The organism is Sinorhizobium americanum (assembly GCF_001651855.1).
Taxonomy (GTDB): Bacteria; Pseudomonadota; Alphaproteobacteria; order Rhizobiales; family Rhizobiaceae; genus Sinorhizobium; species Sinorhizobium americanum.
The window spans coordinates 30,382-53,895 of the sequence record NZ_LNQC01000056.1; the positions used below are offsets into that span (position 1 = coordinate 30,382).

The 23,514-nt window shown below is 61.7% G+C and carries 22 protein-coding genes and 1 tRNA gene; 13 read left to right on the forward strand and 10 right to left on the reverse strand.

All coding sequences use genetic code 11. The annotated features are described in order from the left end of the window. The first annotated feature begins 29 nt into the window (after nucleotides 1–29). The 5 genes from serS to ATC00_RS16245 all read left to right on the forward strand — a co-directional run bounded on the left by serS (nucleotide 30) and on the right by ATC00_RS16245 (nucleotide 5,334). Nucleotides 30–1,313, forward strand: coding sequence for a serine--tRNA ligase (gene serS / locus ATC00_RS16225; protein WP_064253584.1), 1,284 nt, complete (start codon nucleotides 30–32; stop codon nucleotides 1,311–1,313). Between the two features lie 26 nt (nucleotides 1,314–1,339). Further along, nucleotides 1,340–2,110: a 5'/3'-nucleotidase SurE gene (gene surE, locus ATC00_RS16230; RefSeq protein WP_064253585.1), complete on the forward strand. Its 771-nt coding sequence runs from the start codon at nucleotides 1,340–1,342 to the stop codon at nucleotides 2,108–2,110. After that, nucleotides 2,107–2,760, forward strand: a complete 654-nt coding sequence (locus tag ATC00_RS16235; protein ID WP_072642806.1) for a protein-L-isoaspartate(D-aspartate) O-methyltransferase — start codon at nucleotides 2,107–2,109, stop codon at nucleotides 2,758–2,760. The genes surE and ATC00_RS16235 overlap by 4 nt, the downstream gene beginning before the upstream one ends. Before the next feature lie 224 nt (nucleotides 2,761–2,984). Then, nucleotides 2,985–3,635, forward strand: a complete 651-nt coding sequence (locus tag ATC00_RS16240) for a hypothetical protein (protein ID WP_037384506.1) — start codon at nucleotides 2,985–2,987, stop codon at nucleotides 3,633–3,635. Between the two features lie 163 nt (nucleotides 3,636–3,798). Further along, nucleotides 3,799–5,334 carry a LysM peptidoglycan-binding domain-containing protein gene (locus tag ATC00_RS16245; RefSeq protein ID WP_064253586.1) on the forward strand — a complete coding sequence of 512 codons (1,536 nt, stop codon included), beginning with the start codon at nucleotides 3,799–3,801 and terminating at the stop codon, nucleotides 5,332–5,334. A 27-nt stretch (nucleotides 5,335–5,361) separates the two neighbouring features. Here the strand turns inward: ATC00_RS16245 and ATC00_RS16250 are convergent, their stop codons facing one another. Further along, nucleotides 5,362–6,237 carry an ATP-binding protein gene (locus tag ATC00_RS16250; RefSeq protein ID WP_064253587.1) on the reverse strand — a complete coding sequence of 292 codons (876 nt, stop codon included), beginning with the start codon at nucleotides 6,235–6,237 and terminating at the stop codon, nucleotides 5,362–5,364. 314 nt (nucleotides 6,238–6,551) lie between these two features. Between ATC00_RS16250 and yajC the strand changes: the two genes are divergently transcribed. The 5 genes from yajC (at nucleotide 6,552) to ATC00_RS16275 (ending at nucleotide 11,288) form a co-directional block, all read left to right on the forward strand. Further along, complete coding sequence (yajC, locus tag ATC00_RS16255) at nucleotides 6,552–6,884, forward strand: preprotein translocase subunit YajC (protein ID WP_037384499.1); 333 nt, start codon at nucleotides 6,552–6,554, stop codon at nucleotides 6,882–6,884. 48 nt (nucleotides 6,885–6,932) lie between these two features. After that, a complete protein-coding gene (secDF, locus tag ATC00_RS16260) occupies nucleotides 6,933–9,491 on the forward strand; it encodes a protein translocase subunit SecDF (protein WP_064253588.1) in 2,559 nt (852 codons plus the stop codon). Then, nucleotides 9,491–9,877 (forward strand): Mth938-like domain-containing protein, encoded by a 387-nt coding sequence (locus ATC00_RS16265; protein ID WP_064253589.1) that lies wholly within the window; start codon nucleotides 9,491–9,493, stop codon nucleotides 9,875–9,877. The genes secDF and ATC00_RS16265 overlap by 1 nt, the downstream gene beginning before the upstream one ends. 23 nt (nucleotides 9,878–9,900) lie before the next feature. Beyond that, entirely contained in the window at nucleotides 9,901–10,740 is an 840-nt protein-coding gene (locus ATC00_RS16270) for a phytoene/squalene synthase family protein (RefSeq protein WP_064253590.1), read from the forward strand. An 83-nt stretch (nucleotides 10,741–10,823) separates the two neighbouring features. Continuing rightward, nucleotides 10,824–11,288, forward strand: a complete 465-nt coding sequence (locus tag ATC00_RS16275) for a hypothetical protein (RefSeq protein ID WP_037385148.1) — start codon at nucleotides 10,824–10,826, stop codon at nucleotides 11,286–11,288. A gap of 5 nt (nucleotides 11,289–11,293) precedes the next feature. On the opposite strand, the gene trmFO is transcribed toward ATC00_RS16275, so the two are convergent. The 3 genes from trmFO to ATC00_RS30585 form a co-directional block, all read right to left on the reverse strand. Further along, entirely contained in the window at nucleotides 11,294–12,715 is a 1,422-nt protein-coding gene (gene trmFO, locus ATC00_RS16280) for a methylenetetrahydrofolate--tRNA-(uracil(54)-C(5))-methyltransferase (FADH(2)-oxidizing) TrmFO (protein WP_037384487.1), read from the reverse strand. An 87-nt stretch (nucleotides 12,716–12,802) separates the two neighbouring features. Further along, entirely contained in the window at nucleotides 12,803–12,946 is a 144-nt protein-coding gene (locus ATC00_RS34070; RefSeq protein WP_014328242.1) for a DUF1127 domain-containing protein, read from the reverse strand. A 412-nt stretch (nucleotides 12,947–13,358) separates the two neighbouring features. Continuing rightward, nucleotides 13,359–13,502: a DUF1127 domain-containing protein gene (locus ATC00_RS30585; protein WP_064506642.1), complete on the reverse strand. Its 144-nt coding sequence runs from the start codon at nucleotides 13,500–13,502 to the stop codon at nucleotides 13,359–13,361. 220 nt (nucleotides 13,503–13,722) lie between these two features. Between ATC00_RS30585 and ATC00_RS32615 the strand changes: the two genes are divergently transcribed. After that, entirely contained in the window at nucleotides 13,723–13,872 is a 150-nt protein-coding gene (locus tag ATC00_RS32615; RefSeq protein ID WP_156911494.1) for a hypothetical protein, read from the forward strand. A gap of 496 nt (nucleotides 13,873–14,368) precedes the next feature. Here the strand turns inward: ATC00_RS32615 and ATC00_RS16285 are convergent. Then, a tRNA-Leu gene (locus ATC00_RS16285) sits at nucleotides 14,369–14,451 on the reverse strand. A gap of 513 nt (nucleotides 14,452–14,964) precedes the next feature. Here ATC00_RS16285 and tig point away from each other — a divergent pair. Further along, entirely contained in the window at nucleotides 14,965–16,440 is a 1,476-nt protein-coding gene (gene tig, locus ATC00_RS16290; RefSeq protein ID WP_037384484.1) for a trigger factor, read from the forward strand. 109 nt (nucleotides 16,441–16,549) lie between these two features. On the opposite strand, the gene sthA is transcribed toward tig, so the two are convergent. Continuing rightward, entirely contained in the window at nucleotides 16,550–17,953 is a 1,404-nt protein-coding gene (sthA, locus tag ATC00_RS16295) for a Si-specific NAD(P)(+) transhydrogenase (protein WP_064253591.1), read from the reverse strand. 183 nt (nucleotides 17,954–18,136) lie between these two features. Here sthA and ATC00_RS16300 point away from each other — a divergent pair, with 183 nt between their 5' ends. Next, nucleotides 18,137–19,195 carry a magnesium and cobalt transport protein CorA gene (locus ATC00_RS16300; RefSeq protein WP_153045234.1) on the forward strand — a complete coding sequence of 353 codons (1,059 nt, stop codon included), beginning with the start codon at nucleotides 18,137–18,139 and terminating at the stop codon, nucleotides 19,193–19,195. Nucleotides 19,196–19,216: 21 nt separating this feature from the next. Here ATC00_RS16300 and radC read toward each other — a convergent pair whose 3' ends face one another. From radC to phaC, 4 genes are read right to left on the reverse strand one after another with little or no spacing between them, the layout of a single operon-like run. Next, nucleotides 19,217–20,008, reverse strand: a complete 792-nt coding sequence (gene radC, locus ATC00_RS16305) for a RadC family protein (protein WP_064253592.1) — start codon at nucleotides 20,006–20,008, stop codon at nucleotides 19,217–19,219. Further along, on the reverse strand, nucleotides 20,005–20,844 hold the full coding sequence (gene map / locus ATC00_RS16310) for a type I methionyl aminopeptidase (RefSeq protein WP_037384474.1): 840 nt from the start codon (nucleotides 20,842–20,844) through the stop codon (nucleotides 20,005–20,007). The genes radC and map overlap by 4 nt, the downstream gene beginning before the upstream one ends. Then, entirely contained in the window at nucleotides 20,838–21,593 is a 756-nt protein-coding gene (gene sfsA / locus ATC00_RS16315) for a DNA/RNA nuclease SfsA (RefSeq protein WP_064253593.1), read from the reverse strand. The genes map and sfsA overlap by 7 nt, the downstream gene beginning before the upstream one ends. A gap of 15 nt (nucleotides 21,594–21,608) precedes the next feature. Beyond that, the gene (gene phaC / locus ATC00_RS16320; protein ID WP_064253594.1) at nucleotides 21,609–23,453 is read right to left on the reverse strand and encodes a poly(3-hydroxyalkanoate) polymerase subunit PhaC; all 1,845 of its coding nucleotides are present in this window, start codon (nucleotides 23,451–23,453) and stop codon (nucleotides 21,609–21,611) included. Between the last annotated feature and the right edge of the window lie 61 nt (nucleotides 23,454–23,514).

A 23,514-nucleotide genomic window follows, 5' to 3' on the forward strand; every position in this document is an offset into this window, starting at 1 on the left:
GACCTGACCGACCAACGCGTGGGACGACTATGCTCGACATCAAATGGATTCGTGAGAATGCTGACCTGCTCGACAATGCGCTCGCGAAGCGGGGCGCGGAGCCGTTGTCGGCATCGCTGATCGCGCTTGACGAGCGCCGTCGCACGGTCTTGCAATCGCTGCAGGAGATGCAGTCGCGCCGCAACGCCGCCTCGAAGGAGATCGGCGCCGCCATGGCGCAGAAGAACGGCGAGCTCGCCGAAAAGCTCAAGGCCGAGGTCGCCGAACTCAAGGACGCCCTGCCGGCTGCCGAAGAGGAAAGCCGCCGGATCGAAGCCGAGCTCAACGATACGCTGTCGCGCATTCCGAACGTTCCGCTCGACGATGTCCCGGTCGGCGCGGACGAGAGCGGCAATGTCGAGAGCCGGGCTGTCGGCGCCAAGCCCACGTGGAATCACAAGCCGCTCGAGCATTTCGAAATCGGCGAAGCCTTGGGGTTCATGGACTTCGAAGGGGCCGCACGCATTGCCGGCTCGCGCTTCACCATTTTGAAGGGTCAGCTTGCCCGGCTGGAGCGCGCCCTTGGCCAGTTCATGCTGGACCTGCATACGCAGGAGCACGGCTATATCGAGGTGCAGCCGCCGCTGCTCGTCCGCGACGATGCGATGTATGGGACCGGCCAGTTGCCGAAGTTCGCGGAAGATCTCTTCCGCACGACGGACGACCGCTGGCTGATTCCGACGGCGGAGGTTCCGCTGACGAACATGGTGCGCGAGCAGATCCTAGAGGGCGAGAAGTTGCCGCTGCGCTTCACGGCCCTGACGCCATGCTTCCGCTCGGAGGCGGGGTCTGCCGGTCGCGACACACGCGGCATGCTGCGCCAGCATCAGTTCAACAAGGTCGAACTGGTATCGATCACCGACGCCGAGAGCTCGATCGACGAGCATGAGCGGATGACGGCCTGCGCCGAGGAGGTGCTGAAGCGGCTCGGTCTGCATTACCGGGTCATGACGCTCTGCACCGGGGATATGGGCTTCGGCGCACGCAAGACATACGATCTGGAGGTCTGGCTGCCGGGGCAGCATACCTATCGCGAAATCTCGTCTTGCTCGGTCTGCGGCGACTTCCAGGCGCGGCGCATGAATGCGCGCTACCGCACCAAGGAAGAAAAGGGCACGAAGTTCGTCCATACGCTGAACGGTTCCGGCGTCGCTGTCGGCCGTGCGCTGATCGCCGTCATCGAGAACTATCTGAATGACGACGGCTCGGTCTCCGTGCCGGAGGTTCTCGTTCCCTACATGGGCGGACTCAGGCGGATCGAGAAGGCGGCCTGAAGCACGGGCAAGCGAAAGAGACCGGAATGCGCATCCTGCTGACCAATGACGATGGCATTCATGCCGAAGGGCTCTCTGTCCTCGAGCGGATCGCCCTGACGATCTCGGATGATGTCTGGGTCGTCGCTCCGGAAGTGGACCAGAGCGGTCTTGCCCATTCGCTGACGCTCTCCGAGCCGCTGCGGCTGCGGCAGGTCTCGGAGAAGCGCTTTGCGCTCCGGGGAACGCCGACCGACTGCGTCATCATGGCGGCGCGCAAGATCCTCGACCGCAAGCCGGATCTCGTCCTTTCGGGCGTCAACATCGGCGCCAACCTCGCCGACGACGTCACCTATTCCGGCACGGTCGCCGGCGCGATCGAAGGCACGCTGCAGGGAATCCGGTCGATCGCCGTCAGCCAGGCTTACCGGCATGCCGTCGGCGGCGCCGTTTCGTGGGCTGTCGCCGAGACCCATGCGCCCGCCTTGATCCGCACCTTGATGAACGTCGAGCTTCCGGATGGCACGCTTCTCAATGTGAACTTCCCCGATTGCGCAGCTGATGCGGTGGGGGGCGTCGAAGTGACCTCACAAGGCAAGCTCGAATTCGGCCTCAGCATCGACGAACGTATCGATGGTCGCGGATTTCCCTATTTCTGGCTCCGCTTCGGCGAGCGTTCCGGCGACTTTCGCTCCGGCACCGACATTCACGCTGTGCGCGATAACCGGATTTCGGTAACCCCGCTTAAACTGGATATGACTGACTATACTGTCCAGGAGCGCATTGCGCGCGCGCTGCGGGAAGGGACAGGGGCTTGAACGAACGCGTTTCGCAGCAGGAAGGCTTTGCAGCGATGGCGCTGCGCCTTCGTTCCGCCGGCGTGGTCAATCACGATTTGCTCAAGGCCGTCGAGCAGACTCCGCGCCGCAATTTCTGTCCGCCGCAATACCAGGACGACGTCTATTCCAAACGCTTGATCCCGCTTGATTGTGGTTCGTTCATGGAAGGCTGCGACTTCGCCGTCCGCCTGCTGCATTGCCTGAACATCAAGCCGGGCCAGCGTATTCTCGAGGTCGGGACAGGCAGCGGCTTCACCGCCGCGGTGATGGGGCGTATCGCCGAACGCATCCTGACCATCGACCGCTACCAGACATTGGTGGGTTCGGCGCAGAAGAACCTCGAAAAGGCCGGCATCCGCAATGTCGTGGTCAGGCATGCGGATGGCAGTTCCGGAGTGCCGGGCGAGGGGACCTTCGACCGAATTCTCATCACTGCCGCCTTCAGCAGCCTTCCCCGCATGTTTTCCGATCATCTCGTCTCCGGCGGTACTCTGCTCGTCCCGATCATGATGAGCGAAACACAGTGCCGCATCGTCCGGGTCAGCCGGACGGGCAGCCGTTTCGATCGTGAAGACCTGTTCGATGCACCCTATCTTCCGATCGTACCGCAGCTCGCTTCGTATCTTTGAAGGAAGGCTGATCTGATTCTCGGCTGCCGGGGCCGGCGCAGGCATCGTTACGACGTTGCGTCGATACAGCAAACGCCTTTCAGATCAGCCCGTTAACGCATTCTTAACCAAATCCAGCTTCGCGCAAGCTTCAGCCCTTAGCTCGGACGGGCACGATGGCTGAAGGCAGGTTTGCCTCGCGCCTGGCGTTGATCGCTTCATCGTGCCAGTGACGGAGACGGTGGATGGAGATTGCGAACAGGCTGACTGCAGCGACAACCGGCGACGGTTTGGGCAATCTCGCCGGCCGTCCCGCCGGGCAGGTCGTCTCCGGAAGCAAGGACGACGGCGGTGTCCAGGCACCGCCCGTAAGCTTCTTTGACCCGTCGCCGCGCATCTCGCTGTCGGTCGATGCTTTGCTCTATCTCAGCCGGACAAGAAAGACGCCGGAGAAATTGCCGCCCTTGACCCGGGACGAATGGAATAACACGCTTTCCCCGCAGCTTGCCGCGCGCGAATATCAGGCCTTCGGAAAACATGCCGAAACCAGCGACTACAGGGCCTACTACAGTTCCTTCATCGACTACTATGACAATCTCCGACCGGAGGACCAGAACAGCCTGCGTTATTTCGGCACGAGGGAGGCGGCCCTGGCCGGCTTGCGCTCGCTCGAATACGATGCCGGAAGCGGATTGGACACGGGCGGAAATTTCGAAAGGCTCGTCAGCGTCTTCCTGGACGAGGACAAGACTGTCACATCAGTCGGGTCCACCGACCTTCCGGTCCGCGAAACTCCTTTCGTCGGCTGGGACGTCGGCAGCATCAGCTATGAGGAGCAGCCGCCTGAATCGCGATCGCTGTCGGAAATCGAGCGCCTCTATTCCGAGCTCCTTTGAGCTTTGCCACTGCGGCGCTTTGAGCAGAACGGCGTCCGCCGTCCGGACGAGCGGACATCCTATGGTTAGCATTTCGTCAAATGAGTCCCGCCCTTAACCGGGCGGTAACTCTAATGCGCTTTAATCATTCCACAGCGAGTTGCGTTCGGAGTGGGTAAGCGTCATGCGTCATTTTTCATCTCCCGGTGCAGGGAAGTCTTTGATCCGCCTGTGCGGGGCGGTTTTGCTGGCAAGCGTCGCGACCGGTTGCAGCTCCGACGTCAGCCGTTTTAACGGGCTCTTTTCGAGCTCGGATGACATTACGACCAGTTCCATCCCGGGCAATGTGCCGCGTGGCGATGTCTCTGGCGGCCAATTGGCCTCGTCCGCCGGTTCTGGCGGCGGCTCTTACGGTCAGGCTTTTCCAACCTCCGCGCAGACCGCCTCCTACGATCCGATGAGCACGGCGAGCACGCCGGTCTCCAGCGCTCGGGCCGCCTCGACGCCGGTCAGCGTTCAGCGCACCGCCTTGGCGGAGCCGGCGACGGCCGCATCGCGTCAGCCACAGGCGCTTCCCGCCGCCCGCCAGCCGCAGCCCATACTCGCCAAGGCTGAGCCGTTGCCGGCGGACATCAAGGCGACTCCGAGCAAGGGTGGCTGGACGACGGCGAACGCACCCACGATCATGGTGCGCCCGGGCGACACCGTTGCCGTATTGGCCCGCCGCTTCGGAGTTCCGGAAAAGGAAATCCTCAAGGCAAACGGCTTGAAGTCCGCAAGCCAGGTGGAGCCGGGTCAACGCCTCGTCGTGCCGACCTTTGGCGGTGCGAGCAGTGCCGCAAAGGCCGCAGCCTCCGGTTCCATCGCCGACTTCGAAGGCGGCAAGAGACAGCCTTCGCCGCTGCCTGCCAGCCAGCGCGAGATGGCGATCCTCCCGGGCCAGTCCCAGTCCCGTGAAAAGAGTGAAGGCCGCAACGACGTGGCTGCGGGCAAGCTCAACAATGCCGGTGCGGGCGACGGCTCGGATGGCGGCTACACCGTCAAGCCGGGAGATTCGTTGAACAAAATCGCCAGGGCCAACGGCGTCTCGGTTGCAGCGCTGAAGCAGGCAAATGGCCTGACAGCGGAAGCTATTCGCGTCGGCCAGAAACTGAAGGTGCCTGCTGCTGGAGCAAAGGCGACCGATGCAGTCGTCACGGCTTCCGTGCCGGCCAAGGCGGAAACGAAAGTGGCGTCGCTCGACCAGGGCAAGCCGGCGGAATACAAGGCTCCGGTCGCCAAGGAAAGCGTTTCGGACGTCGCCATCAAGAGTGATATCGATGAGGAGTCTCCGAAGTCGACCGGCATTAGCAAATATCGCTGGCCGGTGCGCGGCGCGGTCGTTGCCCCCTATGGCGCCAATGTCGACGGCAACCGCAATGACGGCATCAACATTTCGGTGCCTGAAGGCACGCCGATCAAGGCCGCCGAGAATGGTGTGGTCATCTATTCCGGCAGCAGCCTCAAGGAATTGGGTAATGCCGTCCTGGTCCGCCACGATGACGGCACCGTCACGGTATATGGCAACGCCTCGCAGCTCAAGGTTCAGCGTGGCGAGAAGGTACAGCGCGGCCAGACGCTTGCCGCTTCCGGCATGACGGGCAAGGCGAGCCAGCCGCAGGTGCACTTCGAGGTGCGGAAGAACGCGACCCCGGTGAACCCTTCGACCTTCCTCGAATAGTCTTCACCGGGCGCTCGGCGCGTCCGGTCAGGCCGTCGCGTCCAGTTGGCGGCGCAGACGGCCAGCCAAATCCTGAATGAATTGCCAGGCAACGCGGCCGGATCTCGATCCCCGCGTCGTCGCCCATTCGAGGGCCTCGGCGTGCAGCGACGCCGGTTCGACGGGCAGGCGGAAATAGCGGGCATAGCCGTCGACCATGGCCAGATAGTCGTCCTGGCTGCATTTGTAAAAGCCGAGCCACAGCCCGAAGCGGTCCGAGAGCGAGACCTTTTCCTCGACGGCCTCCGAAGGATTGATGGCCGTCGACTGTTCGTTTTCCATCATGTCGCGCGGCAGAAGGTGCCTTCGGTTCGAGGTCGCATAGAGCACGACATTCTCCGGACGGCCCTCGACTCCGCCGTCAAGAACGGCCTTCAGCGATTTGTACGACGTATCGTCGTGATCGAAGGAAAGGTCATCGCAGAAGACGATCACCGGCATATCGGCTTGCCGCAGGATGTCCATCAGGGCGGGGAGGGAGGCGATGTCCTCGCGATGTACCTCGACGAGCTTCAGGCCGCTGCCGCCATCACGCGCCACCTTCGCATGGACCGCCTTGACCAGCGAAGACTTGCCCATGCCGCGTGCGCCCCAGAGGAGCACGTTGTTCGCGGGAAAACCCTCGGCGAAGCGAAGTGTGTTGTCGAAGAGGATGTCGCGGACATGATCGACACCGGTGATCAACGAGAGATCGATGCGATTCGGTTTGGTTACCGGTTGCAAATGGCGGGTAACGGGTGCCCAGACGAAGCACTCCGCCTTGTTCCAGTCGTTCTCCGCCGGCGCCGGTCCGGCGATCCGGTCGAGCGCTGCCGAAAGCTTCTGCATTTCGTTGATCAGAATCTCGAGCTTGCTTTCGCGCATCTCTCTATCTCCAGGAATGTCGTGGTCTGCGGGCTTGGCTCTTGCTCTTGGCGAAGTATGCGGCGCCGGGCAATTGCTTGATTGGTCGGGGCTGCATCTCCTCCGGACGTGGCGATTTTGTCGGTAGCACGGCGGTTTGCGCTGGAAAAGCCTGGCTGCGCGCCCTCAAGGGGTTCTCCTGTTGCGGAAATTGTGTCAGAGGCAGGAGCAACGGAGAAGGGGGCCGACATTTGTGTCGTGGGATTGCTTCCCTATATTCCCGACGGATTTCGCGCGGGCAGGTAACCGCGTGGGTTGAACTCAAGGAGTGATCGATGTTCATTACCGAAGCTTTTGCGCAGACTGCCGCGCCCGCCGCCGGCGGGGCCGACATTTTGATGTCCATCCTGCCGTTCATCCTCATCTTCGTCGTCATGTACTTCCTGATCATTCGCCCGCAGCGTGCGCAGATGAAGCGTCGCGAAGAGCTGTTGAAGAACATCCGCCGCGGCGATCAAATCGTTACCGGCGGCGGTATCATCGGCAAGGTGACGAAGGTCGTCGACGATGCGGAACTCGAAGTCGAAATCGCCGAGGGAACCAAGGTCCGCGTGGCCCGCAGCGGCGTGTCCGAAGTTCGCGTGAAGGGTGAGCCTGTCAAGGAATAACCTCACCTGCCACGGCCGGCCGGGCCTGGCGATGGAGCATCTTAAGGCATGCCCAAGTTCTCGCCGCTGAAGAACACCCTGATCTGGCTGGTCGTTCTGGCCGGTTTTGCCTTTGCTCTGCCGAACATCGTTCCGAGGGAGCAGCTTGCCGGATGGCCGACGTGGCTGCCGCATCGGCAGGTGCCGCTCGGCCTCGATCTCAAGGGCGGCTCCGACATCGTCCTGAAGGTCGATCGCGACAGCATCGTTGCAGATCGGCTGGAAACCACGATCGCAGCGATTGCGCAGGCGCTGAGGAATGCCGATATCGGCTATACGGGTCTTTCCGGCAGCGGGCAGGAAATACAGTTTCGCCTTCGCGATACGTCGAAATCCGCGGCGGCCCGCAAAGCCTTCAGCGCACTCACCACGCCGGTTGAGGCACCAGATCGGCCTGCGAACCCGATCCGGGAATTGGTCGCTGACGAGACCACGGCGCAGGAGCCGGTTCGGCTGCGCCTGACGAATGAGGGCATCGATTTCCGGCTGTCCGCAGCGCTCACCCAGTCAATCGAAGCGGTACGCCGCCGCGTCGGGGAGGTGGTGGCCTTGGAGTCGGTGATCCGGCGCCGCGGCAGCGACCGCTTGAGCGTCCAGATACCCGGCTTGGAGGACCCGCAACGGCTCAAGGACCTCCTGGGCCAACGAGGCAGCGTCGCTTTCCGGTGGCTCGACCCATCGATGCCGGCGCAGCAGGCCCTCGACACACGGCCGCCCGCCGCCTCAGAAGTTCTCTATTCGCTGGACGACCCGCCGGTTCCCTATCTGGTCGAAAGGCAGGCCTTCGCCTCCGCCCAGGACTTTTCCGATGCGCAGCCCGGCATTGATCCCAAGACCGGCGAGCCCGTGGTCGATATCAAGATGACGGCCGAAGCGTCCCCGCGGCTCGCAACGCTGTCGCAAGCTGCGTCGAACCGGCAATTCGCCTTCGTGCTCGACGGACAGGTGGTCTCGACACCGGCGCTTGGCGACGTCATCGAAGGCGATATGGTCCGGCTCTCCGGCGACTTGTCGGAGGAGGGCGCGGAGAATCTCGCCGCTCTGCTGCGAGCCGGGCCGCTTCCGACCTCACTGACGGTCATCGAAGAGCGCACCGTCGGTCCGGAAGTCGGCACGGACGCGATCGCCAACGGCTTAACGGCCGGGTTGGCCGCGGCAGCTGCGGTCGCCGCCTGCATGATCGGGTTCTACGGTTTCTTCGGCCTTGTCGCCGTGGTCGCGGTGATCGTCAATCTCGTGCTCATCATCGCGGTGCTCTCCCTTCTCGGAATTACGCTGACCCTGCCGGGGATCGCCGGGATCATTCTCACGATCGGGGTGGCGGTCGATTCGAATGTGCTCATCTACGAGCGGCTGCGAGAGGAGGTGCGCAGCAGCAGTGAGCCGCTGCGCAAGGCCCTCGACAACGGCTTTTCGCGCGTTTTGAGGAGCATAGTCGATGCGAACCTGACGATGCTGATTGCGGGCGTCATCCTTTTCCTGCTGGGGACAGGGGCGATCAGCGGGTTTGCGGCGACGCTCGCCATTGGCAGCCTCACGACAATCCTGACGGCGCACAGCCTGACCCGCCGGCTGATCCGCGGATGGTATCGCCGCCGCCGGCCGAAACATTTACCCCGGGGCATTCGCACAGGCTTCTTTGCCGAAGCGGACATCCGCTTCATGGCCCTCCGCAATCCGGTGTTCATCCTGATGGCGTCGCTCTCGGTTGCTTCGCTCGTCCTGCTGGTCAGCCTCGGGCTCAACATGGGTGCCGACTTCAAGGGTGGTTCGCTCCTGGAGCTCCGGTCGAAGCAAGGCGCTGCCGACGTCGCGGACGTCCGCGCCCGCCTCGACGAGCTGAACCTCGCCGAGGTTCAGATCCAGGAGCTTGCCTCGGCGCGGGATATCCTGCTGCGCATCCCTTCGCAGGAGGCCGGCGACAACGCCGATCAGACCGCAATGGGGTTGGTCCGCGCCGAACTCGAAGATGACTACACCTTCCGGCGTGTCGAGGTCGTCGGCCCGGCGGTGTCCGGAGAACTGACGCGCGCCGGTTCACTCGCCGTCGCGGCGGCGATACTGGCGATTATCTTCTATGTCTGGTTGCGTTTTGATTGGAAGTTTGCTGCCGGTGCCGTCATCACCACGCTGCACGACGTGCTGTTGACCATGGGCTTCCTGGTGTTGACCGGCATCGAATTCAACCTCGCGAGCCTCGCCGCGCTTCTGACCATCGTCTGCTACTCGCTGAACGACACGATGGTGATCTACGACCGCGTCCGGGAGAACCTTGCACGCTATCGGCGAATGCCGCTTTCGGTCTTGATCGACGCATCGATCAACCAGACCCTGTCGCGTACGATCCTTACGGCGATGACGACGGCACTGGCCCTCGTTGCGCTTTACCTATTTGGCGGGAGCCGCCTCGTGCAGTCCTTCAGCGCAACGCTCCTCTTCGGCGTGGTTATCGGAACGATTTCGTCGATCTATATCGCCGGGCCGCTGCTCATCCTCTTCAACCGCCGAAACAATCGTCTCGGACACGGAACGACGCCGCAGGGTACGGCAACGGGGAGGGCGGCCTGATGGCAAAAGGCATCGAAATGCGCGAAGCGCACTTCCCAGGACGCGCGCCGATCGACGCTTACGGCAATGGCGGCTTCCGCTTCGCCGACATGTCGCACCGCGGCTCGGTGCTGATGCTGCCCTCCGGCGTCTATGCCTGGGACGTCGACGAGGGCGATCCATTGGCGATCGACAAATTTCGGCGCGTTCTTGAGGAGGCTCAAGCAATCGAAGTCCTGCTCGTCGGGACCGGCCGCGACATCAGACCCTTGCCGGCGGATCTGAAGGCGACATTGAAAGCGGCCAATATATCGTCCGATCCGATGAATACCGGCGCGGCGGTCCGCACCTACAATGTCATGCTGGCCGAATCGCGCGCCGTGGCTGCAGCCCTGATTGCGGTGTGATCGAGCGCCGAAGGAATTCCAGCGTGCAAGTGCCAGATGCCCAGATACTCGCGACACTGCGGGACACCGATCGTGATCGCTATCTTGCATGCCTGCTCGCCCCGCCGGAAAAGCGGCACTCGCTTGCCTGCCTCTACGCCTTCCATGCCGAGATCGCCCGCATCCGCGACCTGGTGCACGAGCCGCTTCCCGGCGAAATTCGGCTGCAATGGTGGCGTGACCTGCTGGAGAACCGTTCGGGGGGCGAGGGCCACCCGCTGGCGGAGGCGCTGCTTGCCTGCATTTCCGAGCATCATCTGCCCGTTGCGGTTCTGCAGAACATGATCGACGCGCGCATTTTCGACCTCTACGACGACCCGATGGAGGACACGACGGCGCTGGAAGGCTATGCGGGCGAAACGGCATCCGCACTCATTCAACTGGCTTCTCTCACTCTCGACCCGGCGAATGCCCGAATGTCCGCAGATGCTGCCGGTCATGCCGGCGTTGCGCAGACGGTCGCCGGCCTTTTGCTACTCCTGCCGGTCCATTCTCGGCGCGGCCAGGTCTATTTTCCCGCCGACCTCCTGCGGGCGACCGGGCTCGACCGGGAGACGCTGTTGGACGGGCGCGACGAGGTCGCGATTGGCAGGGCCGTTCGCGCATTCTGCGGGCTCGGCCGCGATCATCTCGCCAAAGCGCGCAGTAGTTTGGATTCGATCTCGCCGCAGAATTTCTCGGCCTTCATTTCCGTTGCTCTTGCCGAGCCGGTGTTTGAGCGCGCCGAGGCCGCCGGAGCGCGGATCCTGCGGCAATCGATCCAGCCGCCCCAGTGGCAACGGCAATGGCGGATGTGGCGCGCAAGCCGCCGCCGGCGTTTTTGACGCATGCCGCTGTTCAAGCTGGCGCAAGCCTCGAGCGATAAGAATGGGCGTTACTTATTCCTGTCGTCCGAAGGGGACGGATGATGCTTTGGTTCATACTCATCGCTCTGGTTGCGTTCGTCGCCGCGTTTTATGTCTGGATGAATGCACGCGCCGAGCGCGACTCCAGCAATCCCGATACCGGTTCTGCCATGGTCGAGTTCGGCCGAGCCTTTCCGGATGAGGCAATCCGGGCGCTGCATTCGACTATCGATGGCAAGGCCATCTTTCTCCGCCTACACGACGGCAAGGCCGGCTTCATCCGGTCTCACGGCACCCATTACGTATGCCATGTCATTCATCCCGATAAGCTGCGGGTGAACAGCTCCGAAAGCGGGCAGGGGCTCATCGTCCATTTCCCGGATTTCGCCTATCTGGACAACAGCTTCGAATTTCGGACGGCGGCCGAGGCGGCAGAGGTCTCGCTGTGGCTGCTCGGCAGCTTCAGCCCGAAATCCGAGCTCGATGCACCGGTCGAAGAGAGAGCGGCGACGCAGACCACCGACTGAAGTTGTTAGAGCGCTTGGTTGCCCAGCCAGTCGCCGCAGTCCTTGAGTGCTCTGGCCGCAGTCGCCTGCTTCTTGGCCAGTGCCTTTTCCTTGCCGCGGAAGCGTTTGGCACCTTCGGGCCTCGTAAGCGCACCCGACTCCAGCGGCGGAAACAGGCCGAAATTGATGTTCATCGGCTGGAACGACCGCTTGCCGGGCTCGTCTTCCGAAACGATGTGCCCGCCGGTGATGTGGTTGAGAAGCGCGCCGAAGGCCGTCGTGTCCGGCGGCAGCGACAGCACTTCGCCCTTGCGCTCGGCAGCGGCGAACCGTCCGGCGAGAAGCCCGATGCTGGCGCTTTCCACATAGCCCTCACAGCCGGTGATCTGGCCGGCAAAGCGCAGGCCGGGACGGGATTTCAGCGTCAGCGAGTGGTCGAGAAGGATCGGCGAGTTGATATAGGTGTTGCGGTGCAGGCCGCCGAGTCTTGCAAATTCGGCGTTCTCCAGGCCCGGAATCATCCGGAACACTTCCGTTTGGGCGCCGTATTTCAGTTTGGTCTGGAAGCCCACCATGTTGTAGAGCGTGCCCAATGCATTGTCCTGACGCAGCTGCACGACGGCGTAGGGCTTGACCGTTGGGTTGTGGGCATTGGTGAGCCCCATCGGCTTCATCGGGCCGTGGCGCAGCGTCTCGCGGCCGCGTTCCGCCATCACCTCGATCGGCAGGCAGCCGTCGAAATAGGGCGTACCTTCCCATTCCTTGAAGCCGGACTTGTCGCTGGCGATCAGCGCATCGACGAAGGCGTTATATTGCTCCTCCGTCATCGGGCAGTTGATATAGTCCTTGCCGGTGCCGCCCGGACCGACCTTGTCGTAGCGCGACTGGTGCCAGCAAATATCCATGTCGATCGTCTCGGCGTAGACGATCGGCGCTATGGCGTCGAAGAAGGCGAGAGCATCGGCGCCGGTTTCGCGGCGGATCGCCTCGGCCAGGCCGGGAGCGGTGAGCGGACCGGTGGCGACGATCGCAAGATCCCATTCCCTGGGCGGCAGGTCGCTGATTTCCTCGCGAACCACCGAGATCAGCGGGTGGCTTTCGATCCGGGCGCCGACCGCCTGCGAGAAGCCATCCCGGTCGACAGCAAGGGCGCCGCCGGCGGGCACCTGGTTGCGATCGGCTGCCTGCATGATCAGCGAGCCGGCGAGGCGCATTTCCGCATGCAGTACGCCAACGGCGTTGCTCGTCGCGTCGTCGGAGCGGAAGGAGTTGGAGCAAACGAGTTCGGCGAGGCCATCGGTCTTGTGCGCGTCCGTGCCGCGCACGCCGCGCATTTCGTGCAGAATGACCGGCACGCCGGCTTCGGCGATCTGCCAGGCGGCTTCCGAGCCGGCCAGCCCGCCGCCGATGACATGAATGGGCGAGTAAGGAGAGGTGGTCCTGTTCATGCGCGGCTTCCTAGCATAGCCATGCCGCGCTTCCAACAAAAACGGCGCCCGTAGGCGCCGTCTTTGAAGTTCGAGGCTTCGTTCCGATTATCGGAAGGAGCGGGCCGCAATGTTGCGGATATCGTAGCGGGTGATGCCGATATCGCTCAGGGCGTGGTTCGAAAGGCCGCCGAGTTCGGCGACAGTGCGGCGGTAGTTGATCCAGCTCTTTGCAAGGCGAATGGGGTTCATGGTCGTTTTCCTCAGATCATTGGGCGCGACAGTGATTTGTCTGCGTCGTTGAGGTTCTTATACGCCTGTCTAATTGGCAGGTGGAGTGCAAAGAAAATGCATCTGCTATGCATTTGTGCACTGCATCGATGTTTTGCTGTGCAGGGGCTCGGAGGAGCCCGAAAATGCATCGCATCTTAGCGGCGGTTAATCTCCGTCCCGTCGCCGTAGCGCGTTGTTTCGCAGCGGTTTTCGCGGACGCTGCCATTGGACGCGAGCCGTTCCAACAAGGCTTTCAGGACCGCCATTATTGCAGTGCGAAATAGATGTGCCAAATGGACTAAACGCGTCCCGTCGCCGAGCGCCAAGCAGGCAATGAAAAACGCCCTCCGGCAGGGCCGGAGGGCGTTTGGAAACAGCAGCCGTCTGTCGCTTACTTGACAGCCTTGCGAGCAACGTAGGGAATGTCCGCGCGGCCGATGCCGAGGTCGTTCAGCTCACGGTCGCTCATGCGGCCGAGCTCGCTGCAGGTCTGACGATACTTGCGCCAATTGTTGAAAGAACGTGCGAGGTTCATGATCCTATTCCTTTCAGGGTCGTTCGCCAGCGCTCTATCTCTCTTGCTGGCCATCATCTTATGGACGGGAATATAATCGATTTGTCCTCGGAAAACAGAGACGATGCTGCATCGCACCCATGCAGCTTTTGCAATCCTCTGTCGGCCGTTAATCCAGTGTTAATTTATGGTGATGACGGGTGTGCCTTGAATCGCCTCGGGTGAGGCGGCGAAGATCGAAATGTGGCTCGAACCGCACAAAAAACAACGCCCGCTGGGGGAGGAGATCCAGCGGGCGTTGCTTGTTCTGATTGGCAACTGGGAGGAGGAGGTTGCCAATCCGTATCGGGGGCGCTGGGAGGAGGAGTGCGCTGCCCGATCGATGATCTGAAGATAGGCGTGCACCCCTAATTTGTATAGGGACACTGCGGAATGGCACATATGCGCGTGATGCATGGCTGCGACGGTCGCCTGGCGGAAGTGCTTCAATACTGTGCAACCACGCTCAGCCTAACTCCACAAGCGTGAAGATCTTATCGCAGGTGCGAAGAACGAAAAACGCCCGCCGGGGGAGGAGATCCGGCGGGCGTCGTTAAGGTGATTGGCAACCGGGAGGAGGATTGTTGCCAATCCTATCGAAACAGCGTTGGGAGGAGGAATACGCTGCCTCGAATTCTGTCGAGCTTCGGCTCGGGGTATTTCCGGAAGTCCGGGAGGGAGACCAACCGCGGGCGGCTTTGTTTCTTCCACGCCGCTCTCAATGTCAGCAATATAAGTCGGCTGGGCGCATTTGTGCAGTGCGATATCGACATGGAAGATCTGCATCCTGCGCAAACCGTCTTTTGCAGCGATCGAATGGCTGCAGCGGCGCTGCGGTCGTGTCACGATGGTGCCCGGTGAGGGACTCGAACCCCCATGCTCTCGCGCTTGGACCTAAACCAAGTGTGTCTACCAATTCCACCAACCGGGCAACGGAGGTGCTTGCGAAGCCTGTAGAACAATGAAAGGCATTTTGGCAAGCCTTGCATAAGGGCGAGCAGGGCGCCGGTGCTGCCTTGGCGTCATCTCGCGCTGCCGGCGCGGCGCGCCGGAAATGCTTGCCATTCGGCTGCCATCGGGTGTATTTGGCGCCCGTGACGAAACCGCGAAGCGTGCCATGACTTCGTGACGCCCTGTCGAGAGCGATAGGACGATTACGGCTAAGTGATTGGGTTCACTGGCGTCTGGTCAACGACATCTCCGTGGCGGTGATTTGAGCCTGCGCAGCAGAGAGATACTGGTTCCAGTCTTTCGAATTGCTCGGGGAGACAATATCTCGGCCACATAGGGGTATTCGACGGTGAGGAGGGGCGGCAAAGTGCCATTTTGCTTGCAAAACGGTTGCGGAATTGCGTAAAGCCACTCCCGGCAAATGGATCGGCTCACGTGCTCGCCGGAACTTATCTAGGCAACAGCACGGTCAACGTGAAGTGAAGGTTTGAACATGCAGGTTATCGAAACGCTCGCTCAAGGGCTGAAGCGCGAACTCAAGGTCGTTATTCCGGCCGATGAAATGGAAACTCGGATGAACGAGCGTTTGGCCGAGGTGAAGGACCGCGTCCGCATCAACGGCTTCCGTCCCGGCAAGGTGCCGGTCTCGCATCTGAAGAAGGTCTACGGCAAGTCGATCATGGCCGAGCTCGTCAACGACATCGTTCGCGAAAAGCCGACCGAAATTCTGACGAGCCGCGGCGAAAAATCGGCCACGCAGCCTGAAGTCGCCATGACCGAGGACGAGGCCGAAGCGGACAAGATCCTCAACGCCCAAGCCGATTTCGAGTTCACGCTCGCCTACGAGATCATCCCGGCGATCGAGCTCAAGGATGCGACCGGCATCAAGGTGACCCGCGAAGTCGTCGAGATCGGCGACGACGAAGTCAACGAGCAGATCCTGCGCATCGCCGAAAGCGCCCGCAGCTATGAATCGAAGAAGGGCAAGGCAGCCGACGGCGACCGCGTCACCATCGATTATCTCGGCAAGGTCGACGGCGTTGCTTTCGACGGCGGCAAGGACGAGGACGCCGAACTGGTTCTCGGCTCCAACCGCTTCATCCCCGGCTTCGAAGAACAGCTCATCGGCGTCAAGGCGGGCGACGAGAAGACGATCACCGTCACGTTCCCGGCCGACTACCCGGCTGCCAATCTCGCGGGCAAGGAAGCAACCTTCGACATCACCGTCAAGGATGTCGCCGGCGCTGCGCCGATAGAGATCAATGACGAACTGGCAACGAAGCTCGGCCTCGAATCGGTCGACAAGCTGAAGGAAATCGTCCGCGGCCAGATCGAAGGCCAGTACGGCTCGGTCACCCGCCAGAAGGTCAAGCGTCAGCTGCTCGACCAACTGGACGAGCTCTACCAGTTCGAAACGCCCGAGCGCCTCGTCAACGCCGAATTCGACAACATCTGGCGCCAGATCAACACCGACCTCGAGCAGGCCGGTAAGACCTTCGCCGATGAAGAGACGACGGAAGAGGAAGCCCGCGTCGAATACCGCAAGCTCGCCGAGCGCCGCGTCCGTCTCGGCCTCGTCCTCTCCGAAATCGGCGAGAAGGCCGGCGTTCAGGTGAGCGATGACGAAATGCAGCGCTCGCTGTTCGAGCAGCTTCGTCAGTTCCCCGGCCAGGAGAAGCAGATCCTCGACTACTTCAAGAACACGCCCGGTGCAGCCGCTTCGCTGCGCGCGCCGCTCTTCGAAGAGAAGGTCGTCGATCACCTGCTTTCGGAAGTCTCCGTGACCGACAAGACGGTTTCCAAGGAAGCCCTGATGGCCGAGGACGAATCCGAAGACAAGCCGGCCAAGAAGGCGCCTGCCAAGAAGAAGGCGGCCGCCAAGGCCGAAGCTGCCGAAGGCGAAGAAGCCGCGGCTCCGAAGAAAAAGGTTCCGGCCAAGAAGAAGGCCGCCGACGAAAGCGCCGAGTAATCGGCCCGTACAGAATCGTTAAAGGCCGCCTTCGGGCGGCCTTTTTCGTTTGCGCAGAGAAAAGCCGCCGAAACCGGCGGCATGAATTGCAGGAGGCAGAGGCGGAAACCTACACCGCCTTGATTTCGCCCATGCGGTTCCAGGCATCGAGCCCGGCAATCTTGTAGGCCTCGGCAAGCGTCGGGTAGTTGAAGGTGTTTTCGACGAAATATTCGACCGTGCCCTTCAGGTTCAGAACCGCCTGGCCGATATGCACGAGTTCGGTGGCACCTTCGCCGATGATGTGCACGCCGAGCAGGCGCCGGGTCTTCAGCGAGAAGATCATTTTCAAGAGGCCCGCATCGAGTCCCATGATGTGGCCGCGCGACGTTTCCCGGAACCGCGCGATTCCGCATTCGTAAGGGATACCGCGTTCCTTCACTTCCTCTTCGGAGAGCCCGCAAGTGGAGATTTCCGGCACCGCATAGATGCCGTAGGGGAAGTATTTCTGCGGCTCCTTGGCGATCGCGCCGACCGCGACACGCGCAGCGACGCGGCCCTGTTCCATCGAGGTCGATGCGAGGCTCGGGAAACCGACCACGTCGCCTGCGGCATAGATGTTCGGAACCGCGGTCTGGAACGTTTCCGGGTTGACGCTGAGACGCCCGCGGCTGTCCGCTTCGAGGCCGGCAGCCGGAAGATTGAGCGCATCGGTTGCTCCCATTCGGCCGGCGGCAAACAGCACCATTTCCGTGGTGATCTTGCGGCCATTGTCGAGCGTAAGCATGACCTTACCATCATCGAGCCTCTCCACCTTCTCGGCTTTCTGGCCGAGATTGAGCTTCATGTTGCGGTCCCTGAGCTGATAGGTGAAATCCTCGACGATTTCCTTGTCGATGAAGTCGAGCATGGTGGCCTTGGGATCGATCACCGTCACCTGCGTGTCCAGCGCGCTGAAGATGGTAGCGTATTCGATGCCGACAACCCCGGCGCCGATCACCACCAGCGAACGCGGCAGATCCTGAATCTCGAGGAGCTCGTCGCTGTCGAGAACGGTCTTCCCGTCGAAAGGTATATAATCCGGTCGGAAAGGTTTCGTGCCGACGGCAAGCAGGATGCTGGTGCCGGAAACCTGCATGCTCTCGCCGTCGTCCTTGACGATTTCGAGGGTCGTCGGATCGACGAAGCTCGCCTTGCCGCGGATGTGATGGACGCGGTTGCGTGCGAATTGATGCTCCAGCACCTCGACTTCGTGGTTGAGCGTGATGATGAGGCGCTGGCGCAGATCCTCGGCGCTGATCTCCTGCTTCACGCGATAGGAGCGGCCGTAGAAGCCGCGCTCGCGCCAGCCGGAGAGATTGAGCGCCGTCTCGCGCAGCGTCTTGGACGGAATTGTTCCGGTGTGCACGGAGACGCCGCCGACCCGCTTGCCCTGCTCGATGACGAGCACTTTCCTGCCGAGCTTGGCCGCCTGGATTGCGCCTCTGCGTCCGGCCGGACCGCTGCCGACGACGATAAGATCGAACTGGTTCATGAGCGCTTCCCCTGATCCAAGCGAGAATCGTTTTTGCAATGCGGCAAAATTCGCGCATGGACATCTATATCGTCAATCGCGCGGCTTGATGAAGTGGCAATGCCGCACCGATCTGTCCTGGATGCGTCCGATCGCAAATATCGCTATGCTGCGCATTCGGCGGAGAAGGAGGAACGGACAGGCATGGCGCTCGAGTGGATGAAGGATCCAGGTTCTCAGACAGCGCAAGGCAATGGCGATGCGCCAGCGCTCGACGGACCGCCGAGCAATCGGCCCGGCGTCGTGGCGGCCGCCGTCTATCAGAACGGCCGACGGGTTCGAGACATAGAGATCGAAGAGGCCGGAGAGTGGCGAAATCGCGAGAATGTCGTCGTTTGGATCGGCCTGCACGAGCCAGACAAGCAATTGCTGCGGCAGGTGCAGAGGCAATTTGACCTGCACGATCTGGCGATCGAGGACGCCGGCAAGGCGCATCAGCGCCCGAAGCTGGAAATCTACGGCGATGCGATCTTCGTCGTGGCGCGCACGGCCCATATGGTCGAGGACGAGATTGCCTTCGGGGAGACGCATCTGTTCGTCGGGCGCGGCTACGTCGTTTCCGTGCGTCACGGCGCCTCGACGTCCTATATGGCGGTGCGGCAGCGCTGCGAGTCTTCCCCGGCGGCGCTGGCCCATGGCGAGAACTACATTCTCTATTCGATCCTCGACTTCATCGTCGACAACTACATGCCGGTCGTGGAGACGATTCACGGCGAGGTCGAGGAACTGGAGGACCGGCTGCTGCGCTCGCGGTTGGACAAGGCGCATATTGAACGGCTCTATCTTATGCGGCGCAATCTGCTGAAGTTGCGCAATGCCGTCGTTCCTCTCGTCGATGTCTGCCGACGGCACGAACATCTCGAACTGCCGGGTATGGACGCGGCCATGCAGCCGCTGTTCCGTGATGTCACCGATCACGTTCGCCGCGTTCAGGAGGACATAGACGCGCTTCGCGAAGTGCTGGCCTTCACCTTCGAGGCAAGCCTGATGATCGGCCAGTCCGAGCAGACGGAAATTTCCCGCAAACTCGCCTCCTGGGCGGCGATCCTGGCGGTGCCGACGGCGATCGCCGGCATCTACGGCATGAACTTCGAAGATATGCCGGAGCTGCACTTCCGCTACGGGTATTTCATCGTGCTGGCGGTGATTATCGGGCTCTGCGCGACGCTTTACCGGCTTTTCCGGCGCGCTCGCTGGCTTTGACCAGTCTCCGTGCGAAGAGGCCTAGAACAGCCGCAGCCCCTTCATGCTGACGTGCCCGTCCTTGCCGATGATCACGTGGTCGTGGACGGTGATGCCAAGTGGTTTGGCGGCTTCGGCGATCAGTTTCGTCATCTCGATATCGGCGCGCGACGGCGTCGGATCGCCTGACGGATGGTTGTGGACCAGGATCAAGGCGGTCGCCGAAAGCTCCAGCGCACGCTTGACGACCTCGCGCGGATAGACGGGCGTATGGTCGATCGTCCCCTGCTGCTGTACCTCGTCGGCGATCAGCGTGTTGCGTTTGTCGAGAAACAGGATGCGGAACTGTTCCTTCGTCTCGTGCGCCATCGCAGCATGACAATAGTCGATCACAGCGCTCCAGGAAGACAGGACCTGCTTGTTGCGCAGCTCACTCTTCAGGGTCCGTTGCGCAGCGGTGGCGATGAGTTTGAGGTCGAGCGCAACGGATTCGCCGACGCCCTTGACCTCCTGCAATAAGTGCTGCGGCGCGCCGAAGACGCCGGCGAGCGTGCCGAAGCGCGCGAGAAGCTCCTTGGCGATCGGTTTCGTGTCGCGGCGGGGAATGAGGCGGAACAGAATGAGTTCGAGAATCTCGTAGTCGGCGAGCGCCGCATCGCCCTGTTCGCGGTAGCGGGCTCTCAGACGATCGCGGTGGCCGTGATAGTGCGCCTCGGCAGTGCCGCCAAGCGTCGGCACCTTGTCGAGTTTCCGCGCCTTTTGTGGCGCGAAGAACTGCCGCTCGTCGGCGGCCTCTCCTTCGTCCGGTTCAGGTAAAAGCGGCGGCTTCGTCACGCCGTCCCCAATGCGCGGACGCCAGGCATGAAAAGACCGGCCGGTGAAAGCGTGAAAACTTCGCAGCCATTTGCCGTAACGCCGACGGTGTGCTCATACTGCGCCGAAAGCGACCGGTCGCGCGTCACGGCCGTCCAGCCGTCCGAGAGCACCTTCACATGCGGCCGGCCGAGATTGATCATCGGCTCGATGGTGAAAATCATGCCTTCCTTGAGTTCAGGACCTTCGCTGGCATTGCCGTAATGAAGGATGTTTGGAGCATCATGGAACAGGCGGCCGACGCCGTGACCGCAAAAGTCCCTGACGACCGAGCAGCGCTCCGACTCCGCATAGGACTGGATGGCCTCGCCGATCGCTCCGGTGCGGGCGCCGGACCGGACCGCCGCTATGCCGCGCATCAGGCATTCGTGCGTGACTTCGAGCAGCCGTTCGGCGGCGCGCTTGATCTCGCCGACCGGGTACATCCGGCTGGAGTCGCCATGCCAGCCATCGACCACATAGGTGACGTCGATGTTGACGATGTCGCCCTCGCGCAACGGCTTGTCATTCGGAATGCCATGACAGACGACGTGATTGATCGAGGTGCAGGACGACTTTGTATAGCCGCGATAGTTCAAGGTGGCGGGCAGGGCTCCGTGGTCCATGCCGAACTCATAGACGAAACGGTCGATCTCTTCCGTCGTTACGCCTGGCTGTACCCTTGATGCCAGTTCATCCAGGCAGCGTGCCGTCACCCGACAGGCCTTGCGCATGCCTTCGAATCCGTCCGGGCCGTAGAGACGAATGACGCCGGTGTTCTTGTAAGGGGCGGCGCCGGCCTCGATGTAAGTTACCATTCCAAGACTTTCGATGTTTCAGGCGGTTTTCTTAAATCAGCATGGACCGGTTCGTCCACTATCATCGCTCCGGCCGGCACGATCTCCAGGGGCGATACGGAGCATCTGATCGCATAGGCTTCGACGCCGCGTTGAGCCGCCCGCTCGAACGCCCGAGCATAAACCGGATCGAGGTCGCGGCATATCCGCAAGACGCCGCAGTCGTTTCTTTGAACAAGATAAAGCATGATCGCCCGGTGTCCCGCTTCGACCATGTCGCCCAGCTCTTCGAGGTGCTTGGCGCCGCGCTCAGTCGGGCTGTCCGGAAACTCCGCCAGGGCCGCGGCGCGGCTGAAGTGGACATTCTTCACCTCGACATAGGCAAGACCTTTAGCCGGGTCGCTGAGCAGAAGGTCGATTCTTGAATTGCGCCCATATCTCTGCTCACGGCGGAGCGTTTCATAAGTGTGGAGGTCGCTGACCAATCCGGCGGCGATCGCCTCCTCGGCGAGCCGGTTTGGCAGGCCGGTATTGATGCCGACCAGCGTGCCGTCCGCCTCCACGATCTCCAGCATGTGGCGATATTTGCGGGTCGGAGAGTCATGCTCCGACAGCCAGATTGCCGATCCCGGCGACGTCAGCCCGCGCATCGAACCGGTATTCGGGCAAGAGCCGGTGATGCGCGTGCCGTCGGCAAGATCTGCGTCGAAGAGAAAGCGCTTGTAGCGCTGCAAGAGCGTTGCCTGAACGAGCGGACGGGAAAAGTTCACGGTGCTTTCCGCGTCTCAGGCACGTACGCGCACGAAAGATCCCGGCGCTTCTTCGATGGAGTTGAGCGGCCCTCCGGCCTTGCGCGCCGGAACGCGCCGCTTGTCGAGCTTTTCGACCCAGTCCTGCCAGTGCGGCCACCAGGAGCCTGGCGTTTCCTTGGCCTTGTCCAGCCACTCTTCCAGATCGCCCTTCGGGGGGCCACCCGTCCAGAACTGGTATTTGCTCTTGTCCGGCGGGTTGACGACGCCGGCGATGTGGCCGGACCCCGATAGAACGAAAGTGACCTTGCCACCAAAGGAACCGCTCCCAAGAAAGACCGATTTCGCCGGCGCGATGTGATCCTCCTTGGTGGCCAGGTTGTAGATCGGGATCTTCACGTCGCCAAGCGAGACCTTGCGACCGGCAAGCTCCATCTCACCCTTGGCCAGCTTGTTCTCGAGGTAGCAATTGCGCAGATAGAAGGAGTGGTTGGCGGCCGGCATCCGCGTCGAATCGGAGTTCCAGTAGAGCAGGTCGAAGGGCAGGGGATCCTGGCCCTTGAGATAATTGTTCACGAAATAGGGCCAGATCAGCTCGGATGCGCGAAGCATGTTGAATGCCGTCGCCATTTTCGAGCCTTCCAGATAACCGGTCTTGCTCATCTTGGCTTCGAGTTGCTCAATCTGGTCGTCGTCGACGAAGACCTTGAGGTCGCCCGCATAGGTGAAGTCCACCTGAGTGGTGAACAGCGTCGCCGAGCGGATCCGGTCGTCGCCTTCGGCGGCATGGAGTGCCAGCGTGGCGGCGAGCAGCGTGCCGCCGACGCAATAGCCGATCGCATTCACTTCGCGCTCGCCGGTTGCCTGCTCGATCGTATCGAGCGCAAAACCGACGCCTTCGCGCGCATAGGCTCCCCAGTCCTTGCGGGCGTGGCGTTCATCCGGATTGACCCAGGAGATGACGAAGACCGTATGACCCTGGTCCACCGCCCATTTGATGAAGGACTTCTGTGGGTTGAGATCCAGCACGTAATATTTGTTGATCCACGGCGGGCAGATCAGCAGTGGCCGCTTCAGCACCGTTTCGGTGCTCGCTTCATATTGGATGACCTGGCAAATATCGGATTGCGCGATGACCTTGCCGGGGGTGATCGCGATATTCTCGCCGATGGCGAACTTGCTGGTATCCGTTTGCCTGAGCCGGAGGTCGCCGCGCCCGGCGGCGATGTCTTCGGCGAGCATCTGCATGCCCTTGACGAGATTCGCCCCGCTGGATGCCACCGTTTCCCGGTACAGTTGCGGATTGGTGGTGATGAAATTGCTGGGAGAGAGCGCGCTGGAGATCTGGCGGACGTAGAAGGCCGCCTTGTGCCGGGTATGGTCGTCGAGTCCCTCGGCCTCGTTGACCATGTTCTCCGCCCAGTCGGATGTCACGAAATAGGCCTGGCGAATGAAATCGAAAAACGGGTTTTTCACCCAGTCCTCGTCCGCAAAACGCTTGTCGTTGCGTTGCAGGCTCTCCGATTCGGCGACATCGTCGCCGGCCATCCGGTGCAATGTCCGCGACCAGATGTCGAAGAAGCTCCCCATCAGATGCGTCTGCGCTTCGAGCGTCCGTCGCGGGTCAGAGAGCCAGTATTCGGAGACTTTGGAGAGCGTCTTGACCATGTCGGAGACAGGCTCGGCATAGGTGTCTTTCTTCTCGCCGGCCTCCCGCGGCGCCAGCCATGCGGACGCGGCTTTTCCCATCTGTTCGACGGCGCGGGCCATGTTGATGGCCAGGTTCTGGGGGTCCTTGACGATATAGGGCTCGACCGATTTTGGATCGAAGCCCGAATAGCCGCCCTTGCCCGTGGTGTCCTCGGCCTTGTCTGATGTCACCCGGCGTCCTCCACAGCACGTTGTTTGTTTTGTATTTTTACATTCTGCCCGAAAATGATTA

What these genes read in the sequence shown, in the direction of transcription:
- tig (WP_037384484.1), top strand. Translation starts at nt 14,965, where the DNA reads ATGCAGGTTATCGAAACGCTCGCTCAAGGGCTGAAGCGCGAACTCAAG.
- surE (WP_064253585.1), top strand. Translation starts at nt 1,340, where the DNA reads ATGCGCATCCTGCTGACCAATGACGATGGCATTCATGCCGAAGGGCTC.
- ATC00_RS16240 (WP_037384506.1), top strand. Translation starts at nt 2,985, where the DNA reads ATGGAGATTGCGAACAGGCTGACTGCAGCGACAACCGGCGACGGTTTG.
- ATC00_RS16250 (WP_064253587.1), bottom strand. Translation starts at nt 6,237, where the DNA reads ATGCGCGAAAGCAAGCTCGAGATTCTGATCAACGAAATGCAGAAGCTT.
- secDF (WP_064253588.1), top strand. Translation starts at nt 6,933, where the DNA reads ATGCCCAAGTTCTCGCCGCTGAAGAACACCCTGATCTGGCTGGTCGTT.
- ATC00_RS16300 (WP_153045234.1), top strand. Translation starts at nt 18,137, where the DNA reads ATGGCGCTCGAGTGGATGAAGGATCCAGGTTCTCAGACAGCGCAAGGC.
- ATC00_RS16245 (WP_064253586.1), top strand. Translation starts at nt 3,799, where the DNA reads ATGCGTCATTTTTCATCTCCCGGTGCAGGGAAGTCTTTGATCCGCCTG.
- sthA (WP_064253591.1), bottom strand. Translation starts at nt 17,953, where the DNA reads ATGAACCAGTTCGATCTTATCGTCGTCGGCAGCGGTCCGGCCGGACGC.
- ATC00_RS30585 (WP_064506642.1), bottom strand. Translation starts at nt 13,502, where the DNA reads ATGAACCTCGCACGTTCTTTCAACAATTGGCGCAAGTATCGTCAGACC.
- ATC00_RS34070 (WP_014328242.1), bottom strand. Translation starts at nt 12,946, where the DNA reads ATGAACCCCATTCGCCTTGCAAAGAGCTGGATCAACTACCGCCGCACT.
- yajC (WP_037384499.1), top strand. Translation starts at nt 6,552, where the DNA reads ATGTTCATTACCGAAGCTTTTGCGCAGACTGCCGCGCCCGCCGCCGGC.
- serS (WP_064253584.1), top strand. Translation starts at nt 30, where the DNA reads ATGCTCGACATCAAATGGATTCGTGAGAATGCTGACCTGCTCGACAAT.
- ATC00_RS32615 (WP_156911494.1), top strand. Translation starts at nt 13,723, where the DNA reads ATGTGGCTCGAACCGCACAAAAAACAACGCCCGCTGGGGGAGGAGATC.
- ATC00_RS16265 (WP_064253589.1), top strand. Translation starts at nt 9,491, where the DNA reads ATGGCAAAAGGCATCGAAATGCGCGAAGCGCACTTCCCAGGACGCGCG.
- trmFO (WP_037384487.1), bottom strand. Translation starts at nt 12,715, where the DNA reads ATGAACAGGACCACCTCTCCTTACTCGCCCATTCATGTCATCGGCGGC.
- ATC00_RS16275 (WP_037385148.1), top strand. Translation starts at nt 10,824, where the DNA reads ATGCTTTGGTTCATACTCATCGCTCTGGTTGCGTTCGTCGCCGCGTTT.
- map (WP_037384474.1), bottom strand. Translation starts at nt 20,844, where the DNA reads ATGGTAACTTACATCGAGGCCGGCGCCGCCCCTTACAAGAACACCGGC.